The sequence below is a fragment of the Citrobacter sp. Awk 4 genome, from assembly GCF_028069725.1.
Classification (GTDB): domain Bacteria; phylum Pseudomonadota; class Gammaproteobacteria; order Enterobacterales; family Enterobacteriaceae; genus Citrobacter_D.
On sequence record NZ_JANEWG010000083.1, the window covers coordinates 1 to 11,811 of the forward strand.

Annotated in this window: 10 protein-coding genes and 3 tRNA genes; 7 read left to right on the top strand and 6 right to left on the bottom strand. The window is 53.1% G+C overall.

The window, feature by feature from the left end; translation table 11 throughout:
- Positions 1–137: 137 nt before the first annotated feature.
- Positions 138–860 (top strand): transcriptional regulator SdiA, encoded by a 723-nt coding sequence (sdiA, locus tag NNO04_RS21420; RefSeq protein ID WP_271446379.1) that lies wholly within the window; start codon positions 138–140, stop codon positions 858–860.
- Between the two features lie 61 nt (positions 861–921).
- Here the strand turns inward: sdiA and NNO04_RS21425 are convergent, their stop codons facing one another.
- Positions 922–1,146, bottom strand: a complete 225-nt coding sequence (locus tag NNO04_RS21425) for a DUF2594 family protein (RefSeq protein WP_271446380.1) — start codon at positions 1,144–1,146, stop codon at positions 922–924.
- On the bottom strand, positions 1,133–1,249 hold the full coding sequence (locus NNO04_RS22985; RefSeq protein ID WP_442870761.1) for a hypothetical protein: 117 nt from the start codon (positions 1,247–1,249) through the stop codon (positions 1,133–1,135). The genes NNO04_RS21425 and NNO04_RS22985 overlap by 14 nt, the downstream gene beginning before the upstream one ends.
- A 358-nt stretch (positions 1,250–1,607) precedes the next feature.
- Between NNO04_RS22985 and uvrY the strand changes: the two genes are divergently transcribed.
- The 6 genes from uvrY to NNO04_RS21460 all read left to right on the top strand — a co-directional run bounded on the left by uvrY (position 1,608) and on the right by NNO04_RS21460 (position 5,150).
- On the top strand, positions 1,608–2,264 hold the full coding sequence (uvrY, locus tag NNO04_RS21435) for a UvrY/SirA/GacA family response regulator transcription factor (RefSeq protein WP_192612567.1): 657 nt from the start codon (positions 1,608–1,610) through the stop codon (positions 2,262–2,264).
- A complete protein-coding gene (gene uvrC, locus NNO04_RS21440; RefSeq protein WP_271446382.1) occupies positions 2,261–4,093 on the top strand; it encodes an excinuclease ABC subunit UvrC in 1,833 nt (610 codons plus the stop codon). The genes uvrY and uvrC overlap by 4 nt, the downstream gene beginning before the upstream one ends.
- Positions 4,094–4,149: 56 nt before the next feature.
- A complete protein-coding gene (pgsA, locus tag NNO04_RS21445) occupies positions 4,150–4,698 on the top strand; it encodes a CDP-diacylglycerol--glycerol-3-phosphate 3-phosphatidyltransferase (RefSeq protein ID WP_192612565.1) in 549 nt (182 codons plus the stop codon).
- A gap of 151 nt (positions 4,699–4,849) precedes the next feature.
- Positions 4,850–4,925: transfer RNA gene (locus NNO04_RS21450), tRNA-Gly, on the top strand.
- Positions 4,926–4,977: 52 nt separating this feature from the next.
- Positions 4,978–5,051, top strand: a tRNA-Cys gene (locus NNO04_RS21455).
- 12 nt (positions 5,052–5,063) lie between these two features.
- A tRNA-Leu gene (locus tag NNO04_RS21460) sits at positions 5,064–5,150 on the top strand.
- 194 nt (positions 5,151–5,344) lie between these two features.
- Here NNO04_RS21460 and NNO04_RS21465 read toward each other — a convergent pair.
- From NNO04_RS21465 to NNO04_RS21480, 4 genes are read right to left on the bottom strand one after another with little or no spacing between them, the layout of a single operon-like run.
- On the bottom strand, positions 5,345–6,118 hold the full coding sequence (locus NNO04_RS21465; protein ID WP_271446383.1) for a hypothetical protein: 774 nt from the start codon (positions 6,116–6,118) through the stop codon (positions 5,345–5,347).
- A 21-nt stretch (positions 6,119–6,139) separates the two neighbouring features.
- Positions 6,140–9,487 (bottom strand): patatin-like protein, encoded by a 3,348-nt coding sequence (locus tag NNO04_RS21470; RefSeq protein WP_271446384.1) that lies wholly within the window; start codon positions 9,485–9,487, stop codon positions 6,140–6,142.
- Between the two features lie 47 nt (positions 9,488–9,534).
- Positions 9,535–10,506, bottom strand: a complete 972-nt coding sequence (locus tag NNO04_RS21475; protein ID WP_271446385.1) for a hypothetical protein — start codon at positions 10,504–10,506, stop codon at positions 9,535–9,537.
- A complete protein-coding gene (locus NNO04_RS21480) occupies positions 10,503–11,525 on the bottom strand; it encodes a hypothetical protein (RefSeq protein WP_271446386.1) in 1,023 nt (340 codons plus the stop codon). Before NNO04_RS21480 ends, NNO04_RS21475 begins: the two co-directional genes overlap by 4 nt.
- Positions 11,526–11,811: the final 286 nt, after the last annotated feature.

Here is an 11,811-nt window from a genome sequence, read left to right on the forward strand (position 1 = left end):
AATATTAATAAGTGTATTGAAATAAAACTAAAGTAATCCTCTTCCTGGCCGATATTTTATTCATATAAACTGCATTTATGTGGTAGCGTATTTACTCATAAAAATGATTATCAATCTCAGAGGTGGTATCCCCTGATATGCAGGAAAATGATTTCTTCACCTGGCGACGGAGTATGCTGATACGCTTTCAGGAAATGGCGACGGCAGAAGACGTCTATCGCGAATTACAGCAACAAACGTGTCACCTGGAGTTCGATTATTACGCGTTATGCGTTCGGCATCCGGTTCCGTTTACACGGCCAAAAATCTCTCTTCAAACAACGTATCCTCAGGCGTGGATTGCCCACTATCAGTCTGAAAACTATTTTGCTATCGATCCGGTGCTGAAACCGGAAAACTTTAAACAGGGCCATTTACCCTGGAATGACGCATTATTCAGTGATACTCAGACCCTGTGGGATGCGGCGCGCTCCCACGGCTTGCGAAAGGGGATCACCCAGTGTTGTATGCTGCCGAACCGTGCGCTGGGGTTCCTTTCCGTCTCACGGTCGAACGTACGCAATGTTCCCTTTGCCTCTGATGAAGTTGAGTTGAAGCTGCAGCTACTTGTACGTGAGAGCCTCTCCGTGCTTTCACGGCTGGAAGATGACATGGTCACGACGCCGGAGATGCGTTTTAGCAAGCGGGAAAAAGAAATCTTAAAGTGGACGGCGGAAGGAAAAACGTCGTCAGAAATCGCCATAATCCTGTCGATTTCGGAGAACACCGTTAACTTTCATCAGAAAAATATGCAGAAGAAGTTTAACGCGCCGAATAAGACGCAGATTGCCTGCTATGCTGCGGCTATTGGTTTGATTTAAAACTGATTTTTGTGTTCTGACGCAAAACCGGCCGAAAGCGCTGCTCTCAGCCGGTTTCATCTTATTGACGGTAAGCTTGTTTAATTTGCTTAACAGAGTTGGAAAATACCGCTGCTTGCGATTTGTCTTCAATCAGCGCGATCTGTTTTTCCATTTTAAGAATCACGCGCCCTGCGTCGGCTTGCCCCATTGCCTGCAGCATCAGCGTTAACATGGCTTTCAGGCAGGTGACTTCGTTAGCCAGTTCTTGATTATTCTCGGCAGTGGAAAAATCAGGCGTACTCATTTATTTTCCTCGTTGTGTTACAGTGAAAAAGTGCGATGGCAAATGTTAAGGCGGCGGAGTATACCATAAGCTGCGCTAAAAATAGCAGTGGTTGTTTTTTCATCGAAACTGAAGCCTGAGCGATTAAAATAAACAACGTCTTGCAGTGGATATATTTTCCTCATTCATTGTTTATGGCGAGTATTTTACTCGTTAATTATTGTTACAAAGTTGCTTCCTATTTATCATTTAAGTCGGAGGGCGTGAGTTTTTTGTCACTATTCTGAAACTTTAAGAGAGATATAGCCTATGGGAATGACTGTTTTCAGCGGAATGTTTCCACATTCCGTACAATCTAATTTCCAAAAACGAGAACAAAATCTTAGGGGCGGCGTTTTTTGCATTTCAAAGTTGAGATAAAACCCGCTAATATATGGCCGATTAACTATCAGTAGCGTTATCCCTATTCTGGAGATATTCCTTTGATCAACGTTCTTCTTGTTGATGACCACGAACTGGTGCGCGCAGGGATACGACGCATTCTGGAAGATATAAAGGGCATAAAAGTTGTCGGCGAAGCATGTTGCGGTGAGGATGCTGTTAAATGGTGTCGCGCAAATACCGCTGACGTCGTGTTGATGGATATGAACATGCCCGGAATTGGCGGTCTTGAAGCGACGCGTAAAATTGCGCGTTCAACGGCTGACATTAAAGTGATTATGTTGACGGTCCATACGGAAAACCCGTTACCCGCCAAAGTCATGCAGGCGGGTGCCGCAGGGTATCTGAGCAAAGGTGCGGCTCCGCAGGAAGTGGTCAGCGCGATTCGTTCCGTTTTCTCCGGGCAACGCTATATTGCCTCCGACATTGCACAACAGATGGCCCTTAGCCAGATCGAGCCGGAAAAAACGGAAACCCCGTTTGCCAGTTTGTCTGAACGCGAGTTGCAGATTATGCTGATGATCACCAAAGGCCAGAAGGTGAACGAGATCTCTGAACAGCTGAATCTCAGCCCTAAAACGGTGAACAGTTATCGCTACCGGATGTTCAGTAAACTAAACATTCATGGTGATGTAGAACTGACTCACCTGGCGATTCGCCATGGTCTGTGTAATGCGGAGACATTAACAAGTCAGTGAGCCTTCAGTTTGACGCGAAAGCGTTTTTGAAAACCGTTACCAGCCAGCCCGGCGTTTATCGTATGTATGATGCTGGTGGTACGGTTATTTATGTCGGTAAAGCGAAAGACCTGAAAAAACGGCTTTCCAGCTATTTCCGCAGCAACCTTGCGTCGCGGAAGACCGAAGCGTTGGTCGCGCAAATTCAGCAAATTGATGTAACAGTCACTCACACAGAAACCGAAGCGTTACTGCTTGAGCATAACTACATCAAGCTGTATCAGCCCCGTTATAACGTGTTGCTGCGTGACGACAAATCCTATCCCTTTATTTTTCTGAGTGGCGATACGCATCCGCGTCTGGCGATGCACCGTGGCGCCAAACATGCCAAAGGCGAGTATTTTGGCCCGTTCCCAAACGGCTATGCCGTGCGCGAAACGCTGGCGTTGCTGCAAAAAATCTTTCCGATTCGTCAGTGTGAAAACAGCGTTTACCGCAACCGTTCGCGCCCTTGTCTGCAATATCAGATTGGGCGCTGTCTCGGCCCTTGCGTGGCTGGTCTGGTCAGCGAGGAAGAGTACGCCCAGCAGGTCGAGTATGTTCGCCTGTTTTTATCCGGCAAAGACGATCAGGTATTAACTCAGCTGATCGCGCGGATGGAAAACGCCAGCCGCAATCTTGAATTTGAAGAAGCCGCGCGCATTCGCGATCAAATACAGGCTGTGCGTCGTGTCACCGAAAAACAGTTTGTGTCGAACACTGGCGACGATCTTGATGTTATCGGAGTGGCTTTCGACGCGGGAATGGCCTGTCTGCACGTGCTTTTTATACGCCAGGGCAAAGTGCTGGGCAGCCGCAGCTATTTCCCTAAGGTACCCGGCGGGACCGAAATGGGTGAGGTTGTGGAGACGTTTGTCGGGCAGTTCTATCTGCAAGGTAGTCAGATGCGAACGCTGCCGGGCGAAATCCTGCTTGATTTTAATCTGAGTGACAAAACGTTGTTGGCGGATTCACTGTCGGAACTGGCCGGGCGTCGAGTCAATGTGCAGACAAAACCGCGTGGCGATCGCGCAAGATATCTCAAGCTGGCGCGTACCAATGCCGCGACGGCGCTGACGACGAAACTTTCTCAGCAGTCTACCATTACCCAACGTCTGACGGCGCTGGCGACGGTATTAAAACTGCCAGCGGTAAAACGCATGGAATGTTTTGATATCAGCCACACCATGGGTGAGCAGACGGTCGCCTCCTGCGTAGTCTTTGACGCCAATGGACCGCTGCGTGCTGAATATCGCCGCTATAACATTACTGGCATCACGCCTGGCGATGATTATGCCGCGATGAATCAGATTCTGCGTCGACGTTATGGCAAAGCGATTGAAGAGAGTAAGATCCCGGACGTTATCCTGATCGATGGCGGAAAAGGGCAGCTTGGGCAGGCGAAAGCGGTCTTTGCTGAACTGGACGTTCCCTGGGATAAACAGCATCCATTGCTGCTGGGGGTTGCGAAGGGCGCCGATCGTAAGGCGGGTCTGGAAACGCTGTTTTTTGAACCGGAAGGTGAGGGGTTCAGTTTACCTCCGGACTCACCAGCGTTACACGTTATCCAGCATATTCGCGATGAGTCTCACGATCATGCGATCGGCGGGCATCGTAAAAAACGGGCGAAAGTGAAAAACACCAGCACCCTGGAAACCATTGAAGGTGTTGGTCCTAAACGTCGGCAGATGCTGTTGAAATATATGGGTGGTTTGCAAGGATTACGTAACGCCAGCGTAGAAGAAATTGCAAAAGTGCCGGGTATTTCGCAAGGTCTGGCAGAAAAGATCTTCTACTCGTTGAAACATTGAGGTCTCTGTAGCAACATAGGGGTAATTTCTCTGACAACAGATAGTTACCCGTCACTATGCAATTTAATATTCCTACATTGCTCACGCTGTTTCGCGTCATACTGATTCCCTTCTTTGTACTGGCGTTTTATCTGCCATTCAGTTGGGCACCGTTTGTGTGCGCGCTCATCTTCTGTATTGCAGCCGTAACTGACTGGTTTGATGGTTATCTGGCGCGTCGCTGGAATCAGAGCACCCGCTTTGGCGCGTTTCTTGACCCGGTGGCAGATAAAGTGCTGGTCGCTATCGCAATGGTCCTGGTCACAGAGCACTATCATAGCTGGTGGGTGACGTTACCCGCCGCAACGATGATTGCCCGTGAAATTATTATTTCCGCATTGCGCGAATGGATGGCGGAACTCGGTAAACGCAGCAGCGTGGCCGTCTCCTGGATCGGGAAAGTCAAAACAACATCACAAATGGCCGCGCTGGCATGGTTATTATGGCGTCCAAACATTTGGGTGGAGTATGCCGGGATCGCGTTATTCTTTGTCGCAGCCATCCTGACACTGTGGTCGATGCTGCAGTATTTAAGCGCTGCACGCGGCGATTTGCTTGATCAGTGATCGTTTCGCCGCAAATTTCAGCAAACGATCGTGAGTGACGAAAAATATCGTTGACTCAGTGCGTCAGGTAAGTAGAATGCAACGCATCGAACGGCAGCACAGATTGCCAGACGATAACAAAATCAAGTGATTAACAAAGTTACTTGGTAATGCGGGAATAGCTCAGTTGGTAGAGCACGACCTTGCCAAGGTCGGGGTCGCGAGTTCGAGTCTCGTTTCCCGCTCCAGTTTAAAGACATCGGCAATTGCGGGTGTTTGGCTGAAAGGCCTGAAGAATTTGGCGCGTTAGCAAAGCGGTTATGTAGCGGATTGCAAATCCGTCTAGTCCGGTTCGACTCCGGAACGCGCCTCCACTTTCTTCCCGAGCCCGGATGGTGGAATCGGTAGACACAAGGGATTTAAAATCCCTCGGCGTTCGCGCTGTGTGGGTTCAAGTCCCACTCCGGGTACCATGGGAAAGACAAGTATAATCAAAGCAATAAGCAGTGTCGTGAAACCACCTACGGGTGGTTTTTTTGTTTTTGTAATTTGAATCTGTGACTTCAGCAATCTATCCTCCAGTACATCCTTTTCATAAATACATTTATCGTTCCTCTTAATTAGCGTTCAGGTTGTGGGACTGTCCCTCTCATCTGCCCGCCATTGATTAATTTCCTGGACAGTCATGCTTGAGCCAAAGTTCGACAGGTGACTGCCTGTTTTGAGATAAGGAAACATATGTGGTTGAAAGCGACGACAGAGGACAACCCTTGCGTTTGAAGTAGGCCTTTGTCTCATCGGTAACGTTTTGCGCCAAAATGCGCTGGTCCTTGCTGAAGTAGCGCACTTCGTTTTTCTGTCCCTTATTTATGCGTTCGGCTGCAGGTACGACGAGACCACTGCTTGTTAACTCCTCGCGAAGCGGATCGATTACGCTGGCGCGGTTCATATCGCCAGCAAATTGCACAAACACTCGAGGTTTTATGACTTGCACGATGCGTTGCTCTACGTTGCTCTCAAGTGGTTTACCGGAAGCTGACCTGCGTAGTTCCAGATCTTTGCCGAGAGCCATAATTTCGTTCTGCAGACGAGCGAGTTCGTTTGCAGTGCTGGCACGCAGTGACTCGGTATCAGCCAGTTCAGCTTGCTTCTGTTGAACTTCTAAAGCCTTTTTGGTCACCTCGGCCGTTCTCTGAGCTAATTCCTGCCTCTTTGTATACAGGTCCTCCTGCGCCCTGGCTAAATCAAGGCGTGTCTGCGGCACACCCGCCCACAAAGTGAATGCTGCTGCGAGGATACCGAGCGCGGTCACGCCCAACTTCCCCAACGTCTCTATTGAGATGCCTTTGAGTTGTTTCACTTCGGCTTGAAGTTTGTCACGCTGAGCCGCTTTGATCTGATCATCGAGCGACAGCGGAGCACCCGTGTCATCAAGTTTCATAAACCCTCCCGTCGGCTCCCTTCACGCAAAAATCGAAGCCAGGTAGTCCATCCAGAACCGATAGCCTCCATAAACGGCGAACGCGAGTACAACCGCTAGCGCCGTGCCGAGGGTCCATATAACTATGCGTACACTGCGAAGAGCCAGGTTACCGATCACGAGCATGGCAATGTGGAATGTCACTGTGAGCAGCAGCGCGGCAATGACCGTCAGGCGACTGTCGCCATCGCCGAGCAGGATCGTGAAAGCCAGCGCGACGAGCAGGAACGCGTACAGAACAATTAGCGCATGGTGTACCCACAAACGGCCCATACTGCCCGGCAGGGATACCGCGACCAGGCCTTGAAGCAGTAGGCCAACGCGCGCGAGCCAAAACGCGGGGACTGAGACACTCTTGTTGTCCTTTGAGATGCCCTTAAGAAGACGTCCCGTAACCTTGACGGCGCGCGCTGCGCTCTCCATCGCGCAGGGGACGTTGAAGTTCGGATCGAACTGGTAGGTTCGCTGCAGGTGATCGACCAGCCCGGGTCGGTCCATCAGCGACACTAGCAGTTCTTGCAGTCGCCTGCGTTCCTGAGGCGATCCCGGTTGCAAGCGATCAACCAGTGACCGCACGGGATCATCGATAGAGGAGCCAGCGCCGATCTCGCACAGCGCGTCGCAGAAGAGTGACGTCAGTTGCGCATGGCCCTCTGGCGTCAGCTCCTCAAACACAATGGCCTGGTGGGCTCGTCTGAGCAACTGCTCACGCGCGTTCTCGAGCGCACCGTCGCCGGGCAGCAATGCGCTCAGCAGGCGCTCGGCACCATCCAGTCGACCCCACATGATGTCGTTGCGACGCCAGCGCTCCTCAATGAAAGCACCAAAGTTGAACAGTTGGGTACCCGCGAGTTTGCGGCGCGACCCGTTGTGGGTTTCGTCGATCAGACTGCGTGCGTCACAAGGGCTGATGCGCACGACCTCGACCGTGGCTGGTTCGCCGGTGTCGGTTCCGTAGTACAGCGGGAAAGTCATCTGGTCGTAGATCTCGAACTTCAGGAAATAGGTGCCGAGCAATTTGCGTAGCACCTTACCCTCAGGTGTGCCGAGTGCTGCCGGGCCGGGATCCGAAGTCTCCATGATGATTTGAGGGGCACCATTGTGGATGACGACAAGTTTTGGTGCGCCCAGCGCCTGCCATTCCGACGCGACTCCGGTTGAGCTATCGTCGAGCACCTGTTCGATTCTCCCGCGCAGGTTTTCGATGCTGGCGGTCAGGTGGTGCTGCAATCGTGTCTCGCCTGCGTTACTGGACAGTTCGAATAATCGGGTTGCGCGTGCAAATATCATTTCCTGCATAGTCCGCGTCGGCGATGCAGGACGGTAGAGGTCAGGAAGGTCTGGCCGGTCGGTTGGCTTGAGCAAAGGAACAGGGATTGCCGTTTTGCCGACTTGCAGGTCCAATTCTGGGTCGCGCTCGGGTCGCTCCAGCAGGGCGGATAGCAAGTCATTCAGTTGGCTGCGGTCTCTGGGGGTTAGTGGCACGGGTTCCAGCTCGTCGTCTCTTAGGATGCGCCGCAGCGCGCGGTGAGTCTTCTCCAGACTGAGCCTGATCTCCTGTAAAGCTTCGATCAGCCTCGAAAGACTCTCGTTGTTGTCCGGCTGAAGAAGGACCAGGTGCGACTGGTTCAACCGAGTGATCATGGTGTCGTCGAGCTCGGAAAGGCTGGCATTTTTGGTGCGGCGCAGTTTGCGCGTCAGGCGTATCAGGTGGTCAACCTTTCGCATCAACAGTTCAGTGCGGCGGATACGGTATTCCAGATCGTATAGCGTCAGGAACTCGCTCACGGTGCGGTGGGGCCGGACAGGATTCTCCTGAAAGTGGGTTTCGCGCCACGCCCGCACCAGCGCGCGAAAGGCGTAGAGGTGGTCCGAGTCGCGGTCCACGCCCCACATCACCGCAAGCCGGTCTGCGAGGGCATCAGTGGCGGCAAAAACGCGCAGGCGGCGATAAGACAGGTAGGAACGGCCGTAGTAGTTGCATAGCTCGTTCAGCGTTAGCTCGGACCACTTCGGCAGACTGCCGTCCGGACGTAGCTGGACTTCGTCGAAGGTGTCACCGCTTGCCACGTTGAAGTCCTTGTCTGCCTGCAACACAATGCGCTCGAAGCGTTCTATGCGGCGGTTACGCTTGATGGCCGCTTCTACATCCTCGCGGATAGTTTCGTAACGCGGCAGGCCGATCACTGCGGCCAGAGCGTTTTCGATCGCATTTGGTGTCGGTTGACTCTTTTTCACGTTCATCTGCGAGATATTTTCGGGCGCTGGCTCGATATAGATTAACTTGCGCTCCATCGGCAGTTGCCCCTGGCGCGACGACAGGGCCTCGATAGCGTAGCCGAAGGGTTTGTTGTCGAGGTAGCCACCGTCGCCAAAGGCGCGATTCAGGTACTCGGGATCGTCCGGATCTGGCGTGAGCTTGCAGAAGTGGTGCTGCCAGGTTGCCGCGTTGGCATTGCCGCTCCACAGTAACTGAGCAGCGCCAAGCGTCATCGGTTCGAACGCAAATGGGAACGACGAGGTGCAGCGGGCCGCGAATGCAAGGAAAGGGGAGTGCGCTGGCGCCAGATCATTGTGCGGGTCTTCGTCATCGTAGCGGAAGTGGAAGACGTGCCAGTAGCGGTACTCATTTACCACCTGGTCAAACAGACGAATCGGCACTTTGGATCCACGGATGTCGGTGGTGGTGACATAGAGATCCATTTGCTCTACATAGGGTGAGGTGACCAGTGGCTTTTTGAGTGTCATCTGCTCCATCGCCTCAAGCAGTTTGACGTACATGCGGTCGCTGTTCAGCAGCGACCTGGGTTCGGCAGCACTCTGGTGAAGAATGTTGGTGTCCTTGTAACTCTGCTGGTCATTGATCAACTTGCGGATGTCACCTTCGGTGATCCAGAGATCCTTCAGCGGCTTGAACGGTTCACCATTGGCCAATGCCCGAGCCAGAAACAATCCGTTGATGCCACCGGCTGAGGTACCCGATACCACATCGATAACAAAGCGAGTGGGATCCTCGCTGCAGTGTTCTTCCAGCAGTTGGTCGGCAATGGCAAGCGCATTGTCCTTTTGGGGGCCTGAAGGTAGAGCGTTGGCCACGGCCAGTGCTGCCGCATAGTCGGCGGCTGCCTCGGGATTAGCAACCAGTTTCGCCAGTGCGGCGTAGATCGCTCGCGTAGCCGTACCGTCAGAGGGCGCGTTGTGGCCTTTTCTGGGCGTCGAGCATGCCAACTCGTACAGCTCGTTGGCGACACCATTAATATAGATTGCCAGCGAGACGCCGCCGTACATCACGACGCCTAGTCGTACCTCAGAACCATAGTCCTGTTCCATGCTTTAACCCCTCATCTCTGGAACCCGATTTGGCGATAACACACACGCTACGCTAGCAGGTTCGACTTCTGCATCTCGTGCAGGACTACCGCTGCGCCGCATTGTTTGGAGACAGCCTGCGGATCGAACTTGCCGTCGGCCACGAACTTGCCTTTCACGTACAGGTTGGAAAAGCTCCACAGGTATGGACTCGGGATGCCAAACCGCCGGTAGCCAAAGCCGTTGTAAGCCTCCAGCGTGTACAGCACGAACGCTATCGACCAGTTCGCGAGCCCAATCTGGTCGAACTTCTTCATCTGTAAGGCATCGCGCGCACTCTCGAACCAGGTGAATGGCGGATTCCCCGCGACTGGCCGACCTACTGGCACCTGCTTCGTGCGTGCGGTGAGCGGGTCGCCGTTATGCAGGTGCGTGGAGAAATCGAAGCCACCTTCCATACCATGGACAATGCCGATGAAATACCACGGGATGTCGAGTTCGGCGCCGAGAGTCGCGTAGATCTGCTTATGCTGCTTCAGTCGATTGACGTAGAAGTCGATGTTAGACCGCCGTGCTTTATCGGCGGTGCAGGCGTTAAAGAGCGTGTCGTACTCAGCCTCCAGATCATTGAACTTACGGCTGTTTATCATCTTTGGCAGAGTACTCGTTGAAGCGATGATAGCCGGTGTCCTGGTTGTCGCGATGGCGGCGGGTGGCAGGCGATCTACCCCTTGCATCTGCGCAACCGCGCTGGCCAGATCGCGTGCGTCCATCATCAGGCTATCGACAAAGGTGTCGAAAGGGGGCCGGGATTTCGATAACGCGTTGTTCAACGCGTCGACTGCATGTGCGACGTCGGTTGCTGCTGTAAGCAGGTCAGCCTGGTTGTTACTGTCGATTGCTGCGTTTAGTTGGCGCAGCGTGAGCTCTAGTGCCTCGCGCTCCTGCGGATCAACCGCACCGCGCAGTCGGCCCTCAATGTCTATCTGTGCAGTCTCGAGCAGGGCGCGTACCCGCGCAGCATTGCTTGTATCGTTCATTTGTATACCTCGTTTGTGGATACGTCCTGGTGAACTTGCAGTTGGGCCAGATTCCTGCGTACGGCTTCAGCAGTAGTGCGTACCTCTGTCACCCGCGTGACCGTCTCGGCCACAGAGACGTTAGGGTTGCGTGCCGCCCGCACTGTCTCATCCCAGGCCGCCTGTAGTTGGTCGAGCAGCACGACGTTGGCCGCTAACTGCGCACGTGTGCGCTCGACACGCTGCAGCGCTTGTTGGCGCAACAGCAAGTTTTTGCGCTTGTCGGCATCCTGTGCAGTGGGATTGATGCTGGAACCGATGATGTTCAAATCCCCGAAGGCAAGGGTATTGAACTGTGCGGGTGTCGCATTACGCAACGCACCGATAAGGCTGTTGATCTTCTCTGCGTTGTCCAGTATTCGCTGCAACGCCTCCTCCTTGCTTTGCGCCCTGGAGATGAACTCCAGCGCCGGTGCAAGCGCGGTCAGCGGCGGCGCAATTACCGGCAGCCCCGTATTCGCCAGAGCGGAGAGCGCGTCGACCTCCCTGGCGAGCGCTAATGCGCCAGCTGTAGCGTCGCCTGCGTCTTGTCCTTCAGCCAGCGCGAGCACCAGGTTCGCAAAGTCGTCGATCACGCGCAGGCTGCGCCGGAAGCTCGCGGTCGCAGGCGGATCAACGTTGGGCACGAAATAGAGCGCGTCGGACAAGCACATGTGGTTGGCGATGCCGACCTCTGCGTCGCCGCGCCATTTAGGGGTAATGTTTGCATCGTCATTGCACGCCTTTGCGCCAGTGCTGGTAGTTCCTGGCCGTGCAGCGCGGCTCTCAGATACCCGCACACCTTGTGCCCGTTCGGCGATAGCGAGTTCGTCCAGAAAAGGCTGCTGCACGGTGTTGACCGCTGCCAGCGCATCCTTGAAGTGTTGAATCTCCTGTACCGGCACCGTGGTACATCCAACAAGCACAAACGTTGTGATCAGCATGCCGGCGCAGTAGCTGTAGCGTGTAGGCTGAAACAGTTTTGATGGGACAGAGTACATGATCGACTGTCTCCTGATTGATGGGCAGCATGGTCCCGTCGGCAAGGCGCGAATTGTATGACCGCAGTACTCTGCGTCTTGAATATTCTAGTGGCGGTTAACCCGTGTTTTTTAAGCTTCTATAACGACCTGTTGTGATACCGCACCAACAAATTGGATAATTATTGTATTGCTCGATATTATCTTGCCTATTATTGGCAACTCTCAATTTGTTATTAACATTTAATATTGTTAATATTTAACTTGTAAAATTCACAAGTCAGTAGACAAAATGTATGATTTGTTA